Below are 17,294 nucleotides of genomic sequence, written 5' to 3' on the forward strand. Positions count from 1 at the left end.
TATGCCACAAGGGTCTGGCCACCGACCTCCCTGGTGCGCTAGGATGGATCGGATTTTTGTGAAGAGGGTTGATTTTGATCGCCGAACACCGCACCTGCGCCCAAGTCAGTCGCACACTGCTCAACTTGCTGACCATTCTGCTGCCCACCCTCGAGGGCCTCTGTCAGATCACGGTCCTGGACGGCAAGCAGGGTTCCATCTTTTTCCGTTATTCGGAGGAAGTCGCCTCCGAAATGGACGCCTTCTTCGACTACCTGAAGCGCCGCCACGGCGACGAGTTCAACCTGCAGCCGGAAAAAGCGCCACCCACGTTCGAGCCCTGACCACCCGTCGGACGGGGATCAGGGACGACGGTAGCGCCGCACGGCGCGATTGTGTTCGCGAAGATTCTTGCTGAACTGGTGGGTGCCGTCGTTGCGCGCCACGAAATAGTAGAAGCCGTGGGATTCGGGCTCGAGCGCGGCGGTCAGCGACTGAAGTCCCGGACTGGCGATCGGGCCGGGCGGCAATCCCTTGTATACATAAGTATTGTAGGGATGGTCGTGACGAATCTGGCTACGGTAGATTTTACCCCGGTACTGGTTGTTCAGCTTCAAACTGTAGATGATGGTGGGATCGCACTGGAGCAACATGCCGCGCTTCAGGCGGTTGGAGAAGACGCCGGCGATACGGTTGCGTTCCTGGGGAATGGCCGATTCCTTTTCCACCAGGCTGGCCAGGGCGACCCATTCGCGGACCGTCATGCCCGCGGCCGGAAGCCGGGCCCGCAGGGACTCGGTACGGGTCACGAAGTGCCGCACCATGGTCCCGACGATTTGCTCGGGCGTCGCTTCCTCGGGGAAAAAGTAGGTCTCCGGGAACAGGTATCCCTCCAAATTGGTGGCGTCGCCGTCCAACGCGCGAATCGGCGTGGGATCGTCGATCAGCGCTTGGAATTGGGCTTCGGTGCCCCAACGGGATTCTCCCAGCAGACGCGCCACCTCCCAATGGTCGAGACCCTCGGGAATGGTGATTTTCTCCAGCAACACGTGGCCGTCCCCGAATTGCTGAATCAGGTCCCAGGTCGAAGCCTCCTCGGGAAACCGGTAATTTCCCTTCTTGATGACGAGATCGGGATCGTGGCGCATCAACGCCAGCCGCACGTAGAACGGTGCCGGCGCGAGTTTGCGGCGCTGGAGTTCTTCCAGAACCGAATTCAGGTGGGCCCCTTCGGCGATGTGAAAGCGACGCTGATCCTCGGGGATGCGTTGGACCTGGAACACCTTGGTATAGGCCAGGAAAAAGTGGGTGGTCAAGGCGACGACATGGGCCGCGACCAGGAGCACGAACAGGATTCTAAGCAATGTCTCGATCTTGCGGTGACGCGCGGATTTTTGTAGAACGGCCATGAATCATCCCAAGAACAGGTTCCATCCCAGGCCCTTAGCGAAAGAGAGATCGTCCAGGCGAACACGGGTTCCGCGCGGCGATGGCCGGGATCGTCCCAAAAGATTACCAAGAAACGGCGGTCGGCTTCTGGGAAACTTGAGTCGGGGTGGGGAACACGGCATGGTTTCGAAGGACAGGGATATTTTCACCACCCAGTCGCCGCCCAGGCTGGGGGCCGACATTTATCGACGAACTCCCCGAACATCCGCCTATCTAGGTTTATAGCTTTATCTTCGAACTTTAGCCCCGGACCAGCGGGTATACCCGCTCGATTTCGAGAAAGAAACAACACACCTGGTTTCTGGCGAAGGGCCATGGGTCGGTCATCTAAAAATAAAGCAGGAACCCATGAACATCGGAAACCAGGAAAGGATCGGCATTCGGTGTCACATCATGATCCTGCTTTCCCAGGTTTCGATCATTCCTGTCTTCCCGATCAAGATTTGACGACGGCAAGACCTTCCTCCGGTTGAATCCACCATTCCGTTTCAAGAGAGGGCACGAAGATCGCGGAAGAGCACAGGAGACCGATACATGCTCCGGCCTCCAATCCTGCATCACACCTGGGTGGCGTTCAGGAAGGCGTCGACGCGCTCCGGCACCTTCTTCGGATCCAGCAGGTCCTCGAATTCCGACAGCTTCACGCGCGGAATATCTTCCGGCGCAAACTTCAGGATGCGGCGCCACACCTCTTCGAAACCTTCGGCGCCCTCGAACTTTTCGAGTTCGCTGGAGCGGAAATGGCAGGCGAAGACCTTGCGTTTGAACCGCAAAATCAAGCAACCCCGAAAACCGCGCTCGGTTCCCAGCAGGTGGCATCCATAAATCGCCAGGAAGGCGGTCCAGGGTACCTTTTGTTCCTTGCCGTTGGACAGCGTCATGTGGATGTGGTCGTTATCCACCTGACGAAGCACCACATCGATGTGCGAATGCACCTTGTCGTGAAAGATGACGTGGCTCTCGTCCTCCAGCGATTTGGCCGTTTTGTCCAGAAACAGACCCAGCTTCTCGAGAAGGGGATGATTGGGCGATTTGACCTTGAGCGTGGCCAACAAATCGTAGAGATAGGCCCGATCCGGGCGCTGCTGCAACATGATTTTTTCGGTCATGGTGCCGACCAGTTCCATCGCCTGATCTTCCATGATTTCGGGGTGATCGAGCACGTAGGGCACCAACCTGCGGGCCGCGGTCAGCTCGTTCTTGTTCACGGCCACTTCCATGGTCCGGATCAGGAGATGGCCCGGGACATCCAGGTCGTTGCGCAACATGTCTTCCAAAATGTTCCGCGAGGCATTGTGATCCTGCTTCTTGTTGGCCTCGCGCAACAGATAGGAAAAGGCGAGGGTGGCGATCTCGTTGTTGTCGTGGTTGAAGGCGAGATCGGCAATGCGCCGCACCTGTTCGTCGTTGGTGGGGTTCTGCACCAATTCACGCAGAATGGCCATGGCTTCGTCGCGCCGCTCTTCGTCCAAAAACATTTCCACCCGCGCCAATTCCCGGTCGGTATGCACCTCGGGATCGCGGTCTTCGAGAATTTCGCGCGTCGGCAGAAAGGAAAAGACCAAAGCCAACAGGAGCGCTTCCACGCCGATCAGGATCAACGATTTCTCTTCGAACAGGTGCGCGTAACCGGAAAAGTGGGCCGTCACCACGTAGACGGCCAAAACGAACATGAGTGAAAACAACCAAATGGGGACTTTCGTTCGGAACTCCACGAAGCGAAAGAACCAGGTTTTGAACGTCACTTCCAACTGCACCTTGGGACCCAACACACAGGCGATCATCATCAGCGTCGCCATGGTGTAGGCCCATGCGAACTCCAGAGAAGGCGCAAAACCGGCGGGAACGAAGAAGGGAAAGACAAACCAGGACATGGCCACGACGACGGTGAGGCTCATCACCCATAGCTTGTCGAATAGGTGTTCGAGTAGGTAATTGGTAAAAAAGAGGCAGATGACGCTCAGGATCAGTAGCGCCCAGTGGTGGGGCATCAGGGCCAGGATCAAGCGCTTGCCGGCGTCGCTCTTGGCGATCAGCGTCAGTGGTTGAACCGCGGACGAATAGTCGGCATAGGCCCGGTGAACGGCATCGTCGAAACTGCTGGCGTATTCGGGGTCGACCACCAGGTGCGGGTTCTTGATCGCCTGGAAGTAAATACCCTGTTTCAGCTCACCCTGGCCCAACTGATCTTCCAAAGCCGTGTGGAGAACGTGCAGCCGCTCTTCCTGAAGTTCGCTGAAGCGGGACTCGCGCGGAAGAACCAGCGCAAAATATCCCGCCAAGGACAAAAGAACCAGGATCACGGCGCCCCATGACTGCGATGTGCCTTTGGTTAGGTTTTCTCCGGTGGGGTAAATCACCATGGCCTGGCCTGCCTTCAAAATCGCGAGGTGCGGAAGCGACCGCCGCACGCATCACGGAAACGCGCCGTCGAACCGTCTCCACGGAAGAACAGCTCCCGAATGGTCGAGGTGGGCGCAATACATGAACTTGATGGCATTATACTACCTGGCGGGAAGGGCCAAGTTGAGCGCGCTCATCTTTTACAGGCCTGCAAGCGCGGCAATCCAGGGTTTTACGGCAATAAGCGGCACCTTGAAATTTCACCCGACTTTATGTGCGACTTGGATGCCGAAGGCGGAACGAACGTCCTCCGAACCGGCCCTCCGAGCGAAGCATTCGCAATTGGAGGGCCGGTTCGGGGAACCCGACATCTTTTCGGCATGGATCGATCAGGATGCGGCGATCAGGGAATCGCCCGCACCGGCCTCGGCCGTGGCCAACAAACTCTCACGTACGTTGACGACCTCGCCGACCACGATCGTCGCCGGCGACCGCACGCCTTTCGCCTTGTCCACGATATCGGCCAGGGTTCCGGTCACCACCTTCTGTTCCGGCAAGGTGCCGCGCTCTACCAGGGCGACCGGGGTTTGGGGACTGCGACCGTGGGCGACGAGGCGCTCGACGATCAGCGTCAACCGCTCCACACCCATCAGGAACACGGCGGTACCGATGCGGGCGGCCGCTTCCCAATCGACCTGTGCGCGTTTGGCACGCGTGCCCTGTTGTCCCGCGAACACGCCGAACGAGGGCGTGATGCCTCGATAGGTCACGGGGATCAAGGCCGCCTCGGGCGCCGAGATACAGGAACTCACGCCGGGCACGACCTCGGCCGGAATACCGGCGTCTTTCAACACGAGCAGCTCTTCGCCGCCGCGCCCGAACACGAAGGGGTCGCCTCCCTTCAGTCGCACCACGATTTTTCCCTCACGGGCGTGACCGATCATGAGCGCGAAGATCCGTTCCTGGCGGAGCTGCATGTCGTCGCCTTTGGCCTTGCCCACGTAGATCCGCTCGGCGCCGGTGGCGTGATCCAACACTTCGGGGTGCACCAAGCGGTCGTAGAGCACGATGTCCGCGCGCTCCAGCAGGCGAACGGCCCGCAACGTAATCAGATCGGGGGCACCGGGGCCCGCGCCAATCAAATAAACTTTTCCCAATGTCATCTTCTGTCCTCGAACTCGCAATCGGAGCAAATGGTAAGGCCGAAGCGCGAACGATCAGGTGCTGCTTCTCAGCTTCGGTCAATGTTGTGGGGGAACTCGAACGCGTTCGCATCGGGCACCACGTTCGATGTGACCAGCGTCCATCCGGCGAGGGCATCGGCCGTCGCAGACGGCAGGGCTTCCGGATGGTCACTTACTTCCGGTTAGACTTTCTCGAGGTATGACTCCATCATGGCGGCCAAACGTCGTTCGGCTTCGGCTTCACGACCCGACCGCACCAATTGAGGGATCTCGGAATCCAGGACTTTTCCCCAAAAACCCCGCTTCACTTCGAAGGAACCCAAGCGCTGTTTGAGGGCGAGCCGCCACCGGCCCAGCCATTCGGCGAGGATGCCGGTGTCGCCACCGAGAAATTGGTCGCGAATGGCGTTGCGGAGCCTGCCGGCCAGGGTCGGACTTCGTCCGGATGTGGACACGGCCACCTGAACGGGACCCGATTGGGCGATGGCCGGCACGATGAAATTACAAAGCGGCGGATCGTCGACCACGTTCACCAAACGTTGCTCGGCTTCGGCCAACTCGAAGACGCGCCGATTGACCTCGCGATCATCGGTCGCGGCGACGATCAGGAACCGATTGACGGCATCTTCGTCGCGAAAGGCACGCCGATGCCAGGTCAAGGCACCGCGTTCGGCCATCGCGACCAACCCCGGCGTGGCCCAAGGTGCGACCAGGGTGACGTCGGCTCCGGAATCGAGCAGGGGCACGACTTTCATTTCAGCAATGGCCCCAGCGCCGACCACCAGGCAGGAACGCCCGCGCAGATCGACGAAAACCGGATAGAACTCGGCCATGATTCGCCTCCAACACAATCGAAATGCGTTGCCATGGAGCAACGACGGTTAGGCGAACGGTTCGCCGGGATCGGCGCACCGCCCGATTCAGGTAGTGCCGGGTTTTCTGTCTCGGGATCCGACCAGGCGACTTGGGATCATCGCTTCGCCGAAACCTGGGACATCGCCCATCCAGTCGGTGCATCCCGGGGGAAGGGCGTACGGTCCGATTCTGAACGGGAACGAGTTGTAAGGGGGGGAAAATGGGGCCGCCCGAAGGGAGTCGCTCGGGCATGAGCACTGGCCCCAAGGTAACTTTAACCTAAATTGAGCGATTCTTGGCGGCGCGCTGCACAAATCTGTTGGGCTGCAACAGCCTGTGAAAATGCTCGACGTACTTTCCAAGTACGCCTCCGCTTTTCCCAAACTGTTTCGCTCCAACATCTTCGCACATCGCATCCACCCGAATCGCACACTTCAGGTTTAAACCAACACGGCCAGATTTTTGGCTGGCTTTTCCATTAATTGTGCGGTTTTTGGGTGATTTTTGAGCACTTCGATCAAACGTTCGGTACCTTGACGCCGATTGAAGTAGCCCACGGTCTCCCCGTCGCGGCGCTCGTTCATGTAGTGCCGGTAGAGCACGTCGATGACCACGGGCACCTGATCGCGGGGAACGGATTTGAGGTAGGCCAGATTCTCGTCCATCAGGGGCACGCCCTGGTGACGCCCGTCCTCGGTGCCGAACAGCTTGAATTGGTAGCGATTGTTGCCGGACCCGACCAGGCCGATGGCCTTGGTGGCGGGCCGGAAGCACTGACGTTCGCATCCGGTGATGCCGATGCTCGTGGCCAGGCCACCCCAACCGAGCCCTTCCAATTCGTCGATCAGGACCGGTTCGAATTTCTCGGATTCGGTGTAGGCCAGGCGGCAGGTGTCGCGGCCCACGCAGGAGCCCGACTGCTTGCGCAACACCGAATAGGTCTTGCCGTGGCGCTTGCCGAAGCCATAGGAGGCCAAGGCCTGCTCGAATTCCTCGCGTTGCGCGGCAGGGATCCCGCCAAACACCAGATCCTGGTTGGGCGTGATGTAAAGTCGCGTCCGGAACCGCGCGGCCACCTCGCGCACCATGGTTTTCAAGCGGCCGTTGGGGCTGTTGTCGATCAGGCGACCGTTCTCGATGAAGGCGCCGAAGGCATAGGTCGGTTCGGCACCATCGCGCGCGGGTTCCCGGGTCCAGCCATGGTGTAGGTGACGAGCACCTACGTCGAGGTCTTCGACGGGATCGCCCAGATCGAAATCGAGCAGTTCCTGAACTTGGTTGCGATACCAGGCGATGCCTTGTTTCTTGACGACGTATTTCAAGCGAGCCCAGTGACGATTGGCGCGATCGCCCCAGGTCTGGTGGACCTGCACGACCGCATCCATCGCGGCCAAGAGCTGGTCCTCGGTCACGGTGGCCAGTGGCAGGGCCAGCAGGGACGCGGACGGTTTTCCGTTTTTCTCGCCCTGGCCACCGCCGACGTAGATCTGGAAGCGATTCACGGCGTTGTTTTCGATGACCGGGGCGATGCCCATGTCGTGGGTGCGCAGTTCGGTACAGTTGTCGGGTTCTAGCTCGCCGGTTTCCGGATTGCGGTGCACCGCACCGAAAGCGATCTTGAACTTGCGGTTCAACAAACCGGGGCCGTACTGGAAGCGTTGCCCGCCGGCCGCGTCTTCCATGTCGCGAAAGGCGTGGGGATCGACCGCGAAGATCTGGATGAAGGGCGTATCGGGCAGGCGAAAGTAATCCGCAGCCTTGGCCGCCCAGGCATGGGCGTCGAAGATGTCGCTGCCGTGAGAGAAGGGGCATGCCATGACGTTGCGCACGTTGTCGCCGCAACCGTTGAGACTCAGCAGCCCAGACTCGGCACTGAGGCGGATCAAATCCACCAGGTGTTCCTTTTTGACCCAATGGAACTGGACGTTTTCGCGGGTCGTCAGGCGAATGGAGGGGTTGCCCTCGGGATCGCGCGCGTACCGATTGGCCAGGTCGTCGAGGGTGTCCCATTGCTCCGGCGTGATGGGGCCGCCGCCGGGAATGCCGAGCCGGATCATGTACATCCAGTCCTTCTCACGACCGGACTTGGCTCGGTTGAACTCCAGATAGATGCCGTAACTCTTGGCGAGCTGCTCGGTTTCCCAGGCGAGGTCGGCGCGGTCGTCGCGAAAATCCTCGTAGAGATTGCCGGTCAAGCCGTTGGAGTTGCGTTTGTTCATCTCCTCTTTGCTCTGATCTTCAAGAGGCGTTCTCAGATTCGGTTCGAAAGGCTTTCTTTTCATGTTTCTGTCTCCGGTGGTGGGGGGTGCGGTAATGGACCGCGAAGAGGTTGCTGGGGGAACGACTGCTGGGTGGCGTGACTGGAATCGAGTCCGGTGGGGGTGGGAGAGGAGCCCACCATGGGGCCGTTTGCGGCGGCCTTGCCGGGGGCTTCCTCTCCACGGCGGACAATCAGGGAGTCGCTTCGCGGGAGTCGGCCGAAAGAGCCTTGGGAATCAGGCCGCGGCCGTCGAGGAACGCCAAGATTCGGTCGAGCGCCTGTTGTTCGGTGAGTTCGTTCATGGGGAGCCGAAGATCGGGATGGGCGGGCGGTTCGAGCGGGCCGTTGACGCCGGGCAGGGGAAAATCGGCATCCTCCGCCGCGCGTTGGTACTGCCCCTCGCGATCGCGTTTGGCGCACCACTCGATGGGTGCCTCCAAGACGATTTCGATCAGCCGGTGGCGACCGATCCGGTCACGGGTCAGGTTGGCGTCGGTCGCCTGCCGCAGGTCCGTGGCACAGATGGCGATCAAGCCGGCGCTGTTGAGCAGGGTCGCATCGGCGGCCAGGCGACCCGAGGACACCGGTCGCTCGGTCGTGGATTGAAGGACCAACGGCAGGGCACCGCGGTCGAACAGGGCCCGTTCGATGCGCCGCGCCAATGCCGGCTGACCTGCGGCGACCGGTCCGGTCAGCCAGAGGGTCAGCGGTCGTTGGCCGAGGCGGCGGGCGCGGTCGGTCTCGCTGACGTGCCGCTCGCCATCGGCAGCGCTCGCCTCGCGCGACTCGCGGGTCGTGGCTTCCGGTTCGGCGATCATGCCGGCGGCCACCGTCAGATTGGTCTGCTCATCGATCAGGATGAAGCTGCCGGTGGCGCGGTTGCTCTGGTAGGCATCGAAGAACAGCGGCTTGAAGGTCGTCAGGCGCAACCGGCCGATCTCGTTGAGTTGGAGGTTTTCACCCGTCGTGGTCTCCACGCGGTTGACGTCTACCTTATATATAAGGTCGTCGACCACGACGCGGGTGGTTTGGGAGGTGTGCTTGAGCAGGTAGGCGCCATTGGGCCGAAGCGGCGTTTCGTCCATCCAGACGACCATCGCCTCCAGGTGGCGCTCGGCCTGGGGGGCATGGCTGGGATGGAACAGGACCGCGCCGCGGCTGATGTCCAGTTCGTCGGCCAGGGTGACCGTCACCGACATCGGTGCGAAGGCTTCCTCCAACTCCCCGTCATAGGTCACGATGGACGTGACCCGCGAGCGGCGCCGACTGGGTTGCACTTCGAGTTCGTCGCCTTTGCGCAGCACACCGGACACGATTTGACCGCTGTACCCGCGAAAGTCGGCATGAGGCCGCGAAACGTACTGAACCGGAAACCGCAGGTCTTCGAGGTTTCGACTCCCGGTCACGGGCACCGACTCCAGGATTTCCAGCAGGCTGCCGCCCTCGTACCAAGGTGTGGCCTCGCTTTTCTGCACGACGTTGTCGCCGCGCAAAGCGCTGATCGGCACGTACTTGGGGCGGGCGATGCCCAATTGATCGGTGAACCGATCGAAATCGGCGCGGATGCGTTCGTACACCGCCCGATCGAAGTCGACCAGGTCCATTTTGTTGACGGCGACCACCAGATGCGGCGTCTGCAGCAGGGCCGCGATGAAGGCGTGCCGCTTGGATTGGGTGCGCACCCCGTGGCGCGCATCGATCAGGACGATCGAGAGATCGGCGGTGGAGGCGCCGGTCGCCATGTTGCGGGTGTACTGCTCGTGGCCCGGCGTATCGGCGATGATGAATTTTCTTCGCGGGGTCGCGAAAAAGCGATAGGCCACATCGATCGTGATGCCCTGCTCGCGTTCGGCTTTGAGCCCGTCGGTGAGCAGCGCCCAATCCAGTTGGTCGCGGTCGTTGGGTTTGCGCGCTTCGAGCGCGGCGAGATGGTCCTCGCACAGGCTTTGGGAATCGTGAAGAAGGCGCCCAATCAGGGTCGACTTACCGTCGTCCACGCTGCCGGCCGTGGAAAAGCGCAGCAGTTCCTGGGTTTCCTGTTCCCGCAGAAAAGTATCGATGGTCACTTTGGTTCCTCGCTATGGTGGTTCCGAGATGAGAAAGATTCAGGGAAGGTTCCGGTTGTTCGCCGAATCAGCTCTTGCAGCGAATGGGTCGGACACGTGGGCCGGGGCCCATCCGGAAACGGCGGTCTTTGGAACGGGTCCTCCGAACCAGCCCGCTTCCGGATGGGCACGATCTAGAAGTAGCCCTCGCGTTTCTTGCGCTCCATGGCGTCGTCGCTGTCGTGGTCGATCACCCGGTTGGCGCGTTCGGACGTGCGGACCTCCAACATCTCGGCGATGATCTCGGCCACGTTGGTCGCTTCCGAAGGGATGGCGCCGGTGCAGGGCGAGCAGCCCAGGCTGCGGAAACGGCACTTGATGCGTTTGGCCCGGCCGGCGAGGCGTTCGGGAAAGGGAAAGCGCTCGGTGGGGATCAAGGTGCCGCCGGTGTCGATCACTTCCCGCTCGCGAGCGAAGTAGAGCGGGACGATGGGGATTCGTTCCAGGTAGATGTACTGCCAGATATCGAGTTCGGTCCAATTGGACAGGGGGAAAACGCGAATCGATTCACCCTTTTTGATACGCCCGTTGAACAGGTTCCACAGCTCGGGACGCTGGTTCTTGGGATCCCATTGACCGAATTGGTCGCGAAAGGAGAAGATGCGCTCCTTGGCGCGCGATTTCTCCTCGTCGCGGCGGGCCCCGCCGAATGCGGCGTCGTAATTGCCGGCGGCCAAGCCGTCGAGCAGCGCCCGGGTCTTGAGCTGGCCGCAGCAGGCGGCCGTGCCCAGATCGAAGGGATTGGCATTGTCGGCCAAGGCCTCGCGATTGCTGTGCACGATCAGGTCGAGGTCGTTCTCGCGCGTGAATTTATCGCGAAACTCGTACATTTCGTGGAACTTGTAAGAAGTATCCACGTGTAGCAACGGAAACGGCACCTTGCCCGGATAGAAGGCTTTCTGTGCCAGACGAACGAGGACCGACGAGTCCTTGCCCACCGAATACAACATGACCGGACGCTCGAATTCGCTGGCGACTTCGCGAATGATGTGAATGCTCTCCGCCTCCAACTGGCGGAGGTGGGACAGACGATAGCGGTCGGGGGTCGGACGTCGCCGCGGTGTATTGCGAAACAGACGAAAGGCCGGCGTTTGTGCCGGTTCCAAAACTGGGGCCAAAGCTTCAACCATGATCAAACTCCATTGTTGCGTGGGCAAAATCGGGGGGGGTGGACGGGAATCGTGCCGCGACGTGGGAACACCACTGCGGCCTCAGTCGCCGGTAAGCGGATTCAGCTCGCCGGACCGCGCCATGGGCTCGGGGGTCGGCTCCTCGCCGGAAGTTCCGGCCTTCTGGCCGAGCGAGATATGGGCCCAAAGGCGTTCGTGAAGGAAGTAGAGTGCGAGCTTGGCGACGGCTTCCAGGCCACCGACCGAAACGGCCAGCAGGGGCTTGCCGGTCATGATCAGAACCAGGGAGAAGGTGGCGGCGGTTGCCAGCAGCCGCCACGAAAGGGCTTTGTATGCCGATCGAAGTCGGGATTCACGAGACAAAACAAACCTCTTTTTTATGCCTAAGCGATGCCCCGCGGTTTCTAGAACCGCGAGTAAGTCATTTTTTTCATTAAGTTTGCATTCATTCATCGCCATCGATACCGCTGGCCGCACGCCGCCCGTTCCCACCCACGAGGCGTGGGTGGTTCACCAGGGAGGACAGCGTCAGGGCCCGTTCTCGCACGTCTCGTTGGGGTTGGAAGACGCGGTCGAACCCGTGAGTTGGGGTCTCGCGGCGGCACTTGGAGCCAATTCGTTGGGGGGAGCCGGTTCCAAGGGGGTTCGCCGAAGCCCTGACGCCAATCGGTGGTGCGGCTGCCGGATCCTGACGCGGGGTCAGGCCGGCACGACGGTTTCGATGTGCGTCACTCCACGAAGACCGGGACCTTGCGTTCGACCCGGCCGTTCACGATGTGGATGCCGCATTCGTTGTGTTCGCGGGGTTCCCACCACCAACGCCCGGCCCGGGGATCCTCGTCGGGCAGCACCGCACGCGTGCACGGGGCGCACCCGATACTGGGGTACCCCTGATCGTGGAGGGCGTTGTAGGGAACGTGCTGCTCTTCGAGAAAGCGCCGTACCTGGGCTTCGGTCCAGTCGTGAAGGGGATTGATCTTGACCATTTGGTTGGCCTCGTCCCACTCGATCACTTCCGTGTAGCCTCGGTTGGTCGATTGATCGCGACGTAAACCGGTTACCCAGGCTGACTTACCAGCCAGAGCCCGCTTCAGCGGCTCGATCTTGCGAACCGCGCAGCATTGTTTTCGCTTGGCGATGGAATGACGAAAGAGGTTGGAGCCGTGCTCGTTGACCATCTCTTCCACGCGATGTCGGTCGGGAAAGTACACCTTGATCCGCAGGCCGTAGTGGCGCCGCGTCTGGTCCAGCAGGTCGTGCGTTTCGGGGAAGAGCCGACCGGTGTCGAGCGTGATGATGTCGAGCGCAGGGGCGTGGCGCGCGATCAGATGGGTGAGAATCTGATCCTCGGCGCCGAGAGAAGAAGCCAGCACCGCGTCTCCGGGAAAGGTCTCCACGACCCAGCGGATGATGTCGCCGGGTGATTTGGATGCCAATTCGGATCGCCAGTGCTCGATCTTTTCGTTGCTTTGGAGTGTCATGTCCGCCGTCTCCTTGCAATCGTGAGCGCAAAACTTGCGACTTAAAACGTCTAGAAACAGGTATATAGGTTTTTGTGGGGCAGGGAATGGGAAGAGGGACTCCGTCCGGTTGGGGAGCCGGACGGAGCCGGGGTGAAGGGAAGCCTGTCCAAAATGGGGTTTGGGGGGAGCTTGGACAGTACGGACCCATTCAGCCCGCAAGCGGTCGACATATCGCGTGGGAGTTGGGAGAGGAAGCCCTAAAAAGCAAAAAGCCTTCCTCGAGAGTTCCGAGAAAGGCTTTTACGCGTACCTTGCGAGGGGCTTCAGCTTGTTAAAGCAGGCGCGCTTCCCGGTTCCCATCGGACATGCCGTGGATACAGCAGCAACAACAACCCATACAACAAGCCGTTTCAAATGATGCTTTGTTTGCGATGTGGGCTGCCATGGTGCTACCTCATGGTACGTTTCGTTCGTTGCCGCAAGGTTACAGGCGTCTTCGATCGAGTGTCAAGGTTTTTTTTGGATCCGCCCTGGAGGGGCACCCGGCACGACCTGTCCAAGCCTTGAACGCCAAGCGATACACCGCTTTTCGGGTCGGGATTGGAAAGCCCCGGGCAGGCCAAATCGGGGTTGCACATGCCATGGGCAAAATCCCCGTGAATCGCGGCTTTACCACCGCCGCCTCAAAGTCTATACTCTGTCAGTGATATTTTGCGCTTCGCAAAGGAAACTTTGCACCTTGCCAAAAAAACATCATCGCGTGAACAAGGGAGGCTGGCTTGAAGTGCCCGTTTTGTGCACACCAGGGCGACAAGGTAGTCGATTCCCGCGAAAGTAAAGACGGCGAACTGATTCGCCGCCGTCGCGAGTGCCTCTCCTGTGGCCGCCGTTTCACCAGTTACGAACGGATCGAAGAAATTCAGTTCATGGTGATCAAAAAGGACGGCAGGCGCCAGCTTTTCGATCGCACCAAACTGCTGAACGGCATCTTGGCTTCCTGCCAGAAGCGTCCGGTCAGCATGGCCCAGTGTCAGGAAACCGTGAACGACGTGCTCTCGGTCCTGTACCAAAAACCCGATCGGGAAATCTCGACCACCGAGATCGGCGAGATCGTGATGAAGCGCCTCAAGGAGCTGGATCAGGTCGCCTATGTGCGTTTCGCGTCGGTGTACCGCGAATTCCAGGACGTGTCGGAGTTCATGGGCGAGGTGAAGCCATTGATCGAAGGCGAAGACGAAGGGAACGGCTAAAGCCTGGCACGGGGCCCTTCATTCATAAGTCTTTTATTACCACTGAGTTCACAGAGAACACAAAGAAAAGACAGTGCGCCTGAAGAGACAACATCCCCTTAGGCCGGAGAAGAGGACTTGGAGGTTTTTGGAGGGGATTGCTCGGTGGTTGCGGGGTATCTATGCGCAAGTTTTTTAATTTCGCTGCCCGGGCCGAGGGCTGGGATACCTGGTTCTGGCGAGGGGTCATGGGTCGGTCTTTAAAAAAATGAAGCAGGAACCCATGAAATTCGGAAACCAGGAAAAGAAGGGCAATTGATGGCGCACCTTTCGGAGCGACCTCGCACGGATCACTCCGAAAAGTACATCCAGCGGATGTACCTACTGGGCACGGCGAGTCTCTCGGCATTCGGGCACGCCAAACGGATTGGTTTCAAGAGAGGATCGTCGATCATCAACGATCGATTTAAACTATTTGAATTTATTCACTTACTTCAGTATCAGCGCCTTTTCTCTCCGCGTTCTCCGCGACCTCTGTGGTAGAAAAAAATTTGGGAGTCACCGCGATGTCAAACCGGGGACCCTCCCTCCAACCGATCGAGGATCCAGGCCACGGCTTCGGGCAGGTCGGCGGCGTAGTGATCGGCGATCGCCTCCCCCCTGCCGGCGACCTTGACGGTTGTGACACCGCGGGCCGCGCCGGCGCGGATGTCGCTGTCGCTGTCGCCGACGAGAAAGGAAGCCTCCCAATCCACGGCGAGGGCCCGATCGGCCTGATCCAGTAGGCCCGGATCGGGTTTGCGGCAGCCGCAACCCTCGTCGCGATCGTGGGGGCACACGTAGAACTCGGCCAGGTGACCACCCAGCTCGGCGACGCACTCGCTCAAATGGCGATGGACCCGATCCACGTCGGTGCGACTCATGCGGCCGACGGCGATGCCGCGTTGATTGGTGACCACGGCCAATCGAAAACCGGCCCGGGTCAACCGGGCGATGGCCTCCAGCACGCCTGGCAGGAGCTGGAACTCGGCCAGGCAAGTCACATAGTCGGCCATGATCCGACGGTTGATGACACCGTCTCGATCCAGAAAAACGGTTGGGACTTTAGTCCTCGTCATTTTCATCCTGATTGGGCATGACCACGACGCGCATGTTGCTGTTCACAGGGGCCGACTTGGGGCTCGGCTTCGCCTTCGGTTGAAGTGTTTCGATCAAGAGCACGTTCTGAAGGGGAATCATGATCGACGAAATGTCGGCGAATCGCTTTTTGGTAGCCTCGAGGTGAGGGTTGACGACCATGCCCTCCTCGTAATCCAGGATCATGTCCTTGATCGAGACAAAGTAGGGATGGGTTAAATCGAGAGATTCCGCAACCAGTTGGTATTCCTCTTCCTTGAGGCGGAAATGGACCTTGTACACGGCCTCCTCCTTCATTCGGGGAATGGATATTCTAGCAAGTGCACATCCAGAAACAGTGGTTTTTTTCGATGGGCTCTTTCAATCCCGGCTAGAATAGGGTCCGTCCAGAAACGGCGTTTTTGGAAGCTCTTGGCATCGATCCGGCGTCCCGTTCCGTGAGGCGCCCTCTCGATTCTCGCCCCAGCGGACTTCGGCCAAGCACTCGAGATCGCGTGGCTTGGCCGAACACGCCAGCCGAAATCCAAAAATCAGCTCAGTCTGGCGGGACCGTTCGGGGACGAATGAGGATTTCGTTTCCGAACCCAATACGCGAATCGCCCCCACATTCACCGTGGATCCGGTCCACGTCCGACATTCGGAGGTTTTGGCGCATGCCCGACGACCTGCACGTCCCCGGCGACGAACGAGCCCGACTGATTTTGACCCATCTTCGCGAACGCCGAAGCCTGCCTGCGAACCGCATGAAACCGGATCCCATCCCGGAAGACCAACTGCTGGCGATCTTGGAAGCGGCCAACTGGGCACCGACGCACAAGTTCACCGAGCCCTGGCGGTTCCGGATTTATCGCGAGGATGGCCGTGCGGCTCTCGCGAAGGTTTTGGCGGAAACCTACACGGCGACCGCCGGGGATGCCTTCACCCCGAAAAAATTGGAAAAGATCCACGCTCGCCTGGCCCATGTCCCGCTGGCGATCGCCCTGATCATGGAACCCAGCGAAAAGTGCGGCCTGCCGGAGTACGAGGAAATCCTCGCCGTCGGCTGCGCAGCCCAAAACCTGCACCTCGCCGCCCACGCCCTGGGCATCGGCCTGATCTGGTCTTCACCGCGCTACCTGGATCACCCCAAGCTGCGCACCTTCCTGCAGCTCGAGGGCCGCATGAAATGCTTCGGGTTCCTGTACATGGGGTATCCCGTCGATTGCTGGCCCAAATCCAAGCGAGGTCCCGTCGAAGAAAAGATCGTATTCGTGGAAAGCTGATCGAGAAACCATCCGAACCCGGATCCCATCCGTGATCGAGCTTCCCGTGGAGGAACACATGTTGCCGACCGTTTGCGACCTCGAAGAGCCCTACCGCCGATTCATGGAGCCGGCCTACCGCATCGCGATCGAGGCCGGTGGCCTCATTCTCGAGGTCTACGACGACGATCACCAGGTAAGCTACAAGGACGATCGCTCGCCGATCACCCGAGCCGACCGCGCCTCCCACCACCACATCACCCAGGCTCTCCAGGCATCGTTTCCGGACATTCCGGTGCTGTCGGAAGAGGCCGAACTCCCCGATTTCCAGGTTCGCCGCGACTATTCGCGCTTTTGGTTGATCGATCCGCTGGACGGCACCCGCGAGTTCGTCAACCGCAACGACGAATTCACCGTCAACATCGCCCTCATCGAGGGAACTCGGGCCGTGCTGGGCGTGGTCCACGTACCCGTCTCCGGGCAAACCTTCTTCGGGGCGGCCGGCCAGGGCGCCTGGCTGGCGGAACGAGACGGCACGGCACGACGCCTCGCCTGCGTGCGGCCCACCTCGGAGCGGGCACTGCGCATCGGTGTCAGCAGGTCCCATCCCGATCCCCGCCTGACCGAATTCCTGAATCACCTGGATGCCCCCCAATCGGTGCCGCTGGGCAGTTCGCTGAAGTTTTGCCGGATCGCCGAAGGCCAGGTGGACCTCTATCCGCGCATGCACCCCCTGCGCGAATGGGACGTGGCGGCGGCCCAGGTGATCACCGAAGAAGCGGGCGGTGTAGTCTGGGATTGGCAGGCCCGACCCCTGACCTACAACAAGGAAGTCATGAAACACGACGGCGGTTTTCTGGCCGCGGCCGGATCGGGTCTGGCCGAACGAATCCTGGCTGGAAGCCGATAGGACGGCGGT

Annotated in this window: 15 protein-coding genes; 4 read left to right on the forward strand and 11 right to left on the reverse strand. The window is 60.3% G+C overall.

Annotated elements, in window-relative coordinates; all coding sequences use genetic code 11:
* Positions 1–74: 74 nt before the first annotated feature.
* Positions 75–323 carry a hypothetical protein gene (locus tag J3U87_RS13720; RefSeq protein WP_237383616.1) on the forward strand — a complete coding sequence of 83 codons (249 nt, stop codon included), beginning with the start codon at positions 75–77 and terminating at the stop codon, positions 321–323.
* Positions 324–341: 18 nt separating this feature from the next.
* On the opposite strand, the gene mltG is transcribed toward J3U87_RS13720, so the two are convergent.
* The 9 genes from mltG to J3U87_RS13765 all read right to left on the reverse strand — a co-directional run bounded on the left by mltG (position 342) and on the right by J3U87_RS13765 (position 12,786).
* Entirely contained in the window at positions 342–1,388 is a 1,047-nt protein-coding gene (gene mltG, locus J3U87_RS13725) for an endolytic transglycosylase MltG (RefSeq protein WP_237383617.1), read from the reverse strand.
* A 597-nt stretch (positions 1,389–1,985) separates the two neighbouring features.
* Positions 1,986–3,791, reverse strand: a complete 1,806-nt coding sequence (locus J3U87_RS13730) for a hypothetical protein (RefSeq protein WP_237383618.1) — start codon at positions 3,789–3,791, stop codon at positions 1,986–1,988.
* 369 nt (positions 3,792–4,160) lie between these two features.
* Entirely contained in the window at positions 4,161–4,934 is a 774-nt protein-coding gene (gene cobA / locus J3U87_RS13735) for a uroporphyrinogen-III C-methyltransferase (protein ID WP_237383619.1), read from the reverse strand.
* Positions 4,935–5,137: 203 nt separating this feature from the next.
* Positions 5,138–5,788 (reverse strand): precorrin-2 dehydrogenase/sirohydrochlorin ferrochelatase family protein, encoded by a 651-nt coding sequence (locus J3U87_RS13740; protein ID WP_237383620.1) that lies wholly within the window; start codon positions 5,786–5,788, stop codon positions 5,138–5,140.
* A 462-nt stretch (positions 5,789–6,250) separates the two neighbouring features.
* Positions 6,251–8,092 (reverse strand): nitrite/sulfite reductase, encoded by a 1,842-nt coding sequence (locus tag J3U87_RS13745; protein ID WP_237383621.1) that lies wholly within the window; start codon positions 8,090–8,092, stop codon positions 6,251–6,253.
* Between the two features lie 169 nt (positions 8,093–8,261).
* Positions 8,262–10,136, reverse strand: coding sequence for a sulfate adenylyltransferase subunit CysN (cysN, locus tag J3U87_RS13750; protein ID WP_237383622.1), 1,875 nt, complete (start codon positions 10,134–10,136; stop codon positions 8,262–8,264).
* Positions 10,137–10,309: 173 nt separating this feature from the next.
* A complete protein-coding gene (gene cysD, locus J3U87_RS13755) occupies positions 10,310–11,305 on the reverse strand; it encodes a sulfate adenylyltransferase subunit CysD (RefSeq protein WP_237383623.1) in 996 nt (331 codons plus the stop codon).
* Positions 11,306–11,386: 81 nt separating this feature from the next.
* Entirely contained in the window at positions 11,387–11,668 is a 282-nt protein-coding gene (locus J3U87_RS13760; RefSeq protein ID WP_237383624.1) for a DUF2061 domain-containing protein, read from the reverse strand.
* A gap of 365 nt (positions 11,669–12,033) precedes the next feature.
* Entirely contained in the window at positions 12,034–12,786 is a 753-nt protein-coding gene (locus J3U87_RS13765) for a phosphoadenylyl-sulfate reductase (protein ID WP_237383625.1), read from the reverse strand.
* Between the two features lie 761 nt (positions 12,787–13,547).
* Here J3U87_RS13765 and nrdR point away from each other — a divergent pair.
* Positions 13,548–14,018 (forward strand): transcriptional regulator NrdR, encoded by a 471-nt coding sequence (gene nrdR / locus J3U87_RS13770; protein ID WP_237383626.1) that lies wholly within the window; start codon positions 13,548–13,550, stop codon positions 14,016–14,018.
* A 548-nt stretch (positions 14,019–14,566) separates the two neighbouring features.
* Here nrdR and J3U87_RS13775 read toward each other — a convergent pair.
* Together J3U87_RS13775 and J3U87_RS13780 are read right to left on the reverse strand one after the other, a co-directional pair.
* Positions 14,567–15,115 carry a D-glycero-alpha-D-manno-heptose-1,7-bisphosphate 7-phosphatase gene (locus tag J3U87_RS13775; RefSeq protein WP_237383627.1) on the reverse strand — a complete coding sequence of 183 codons (549 nt, stop codon included), beginning with the start codon at positions 15,113–15,115 and terminating at the stop codon, positions 14,567–14,569.
* Positions 15,102–15,416: a DUF1820 family protein gene (locus J3U87_RS13780; RefSeq protein WP_237383628.1), complete on the reverse strand. Its 315-nt coding sequence runs from the start codon at positions 15,414–15,416 to the stop codon at positions 15,102–15,104. The genes J3U87_RS13775 and J3U87_RS13780 overlap by 14 nt, the downstream gene beginning before the upstream one ends.
* A gap of 371 nt (positions 15,417–15,787) precedes the next feature.
* Between J3U87_RS13780 and J3U87_RS13785 the strand changes: the two genes are divergently transcribed.
* Complete coding sequence (locus tag J3U87_RS13785; protein WP_237383629.1) at positions 15,788–16,396, forward strand: nitroreductase family protein; 609 nt, start codon at positions 15,788–15,790, stop codon at positions 16,394–16,396.
* Positions 16,397–16,454: 58 nt separating this feature from the next.
* Positions 16,455–17,285, forward strand: coding sequence for a 3'(2'),5'-bisphosphate nucleotidase CysQ (gene cysQ / locus J3U87_RS13790; protein ID WP_237383630.1), 831 nt, complete (start codon positions 16,455–16,457; stop codon positions 17,283–17,285).
* Positions 17,286–17,294 lie beyond the last annotated feature (9 nt).

The organism is Sulfidibacter corallicola (assembly GCF_017498545.1).
Lineage (GTDB): Bacteria > Acidobacteriota > Holophagae > Acanthopleuribacterales > Acanthopleuribacteraceae > Sulfidibacter > Sulfidibacter corallicola.

Bases quoted from the DNA above. Each gene is read 5' to 3' on its own strand.
- J3U87_RS13765 (WP_237383625.1), bottom strand. From the start codon at position 12,786: ATGACACTCCAAAGCAACGAAAAGATCGAGCACTGGCGATCCGAATTG.
- J3U87_RS13785 (WP_237383629.1), top strand. From the start codon at position 15,788: ATGCCCGACGACCTGCACGTCCCCGGCGACGAACGAGCCCGACTGATT.
- J3U87_RS13740 (WP_237383620.1), bottom strand. From the start codon at position 5,788: ATGGCCGAGTTCTATCCGGTTTTCGTCGATCTGCGCGGGCGTTCCTGC.
- J3U87_RS13730 (WP_237383618.1), bottom strand. From the start codon at position 3,791: ATGGTGATTTACCCCACCGGAGAAAACCTAACCAAAGGCACATCGCAG.
- J3U87_RS13775 (WP_237383627.1), bottom strand. From the start codon at position 15,115: ATGACGAGGACTAAAGTCCCAACCGTTTTTCTGGATCGAGACGGTGTC.
- cobA (WP_237383619.1), bottom strand. From the start codon at position 4,934: ATGACATTGGGAAAAGTTTATTTGATTGGCGCGGGCCCCGGTGCCCCC.
- mltG (WP_237383617.1), bottom strand. From the start codon at position 1,388: ATGGCCGTTCTACAAAAATCCGCGCGTCACCGCAAGATCGAGACATTG.
- cysD (WP_237383623.1), bottom strand. From the start codon at position 11,305: ATGGTTGAAGCTTTGGCCCCAGTTTTGGAACCGGCACAAACGCCGGCC.
- cysQ (WP_237383630.1), top strand. From the start codon at position 16,455: ATGTTGCCGACCGTTTGCGACCTCGAAGAGCCCTACCGCCGATTCATG.
- J3U87_RS13745 (WP_237383621.1), bottom strand. From the start codon at position 8,092: ATGAAAAGAAAGCCTTTCGAACCGAATCTGAGAACGCCTCTTGAAGAT.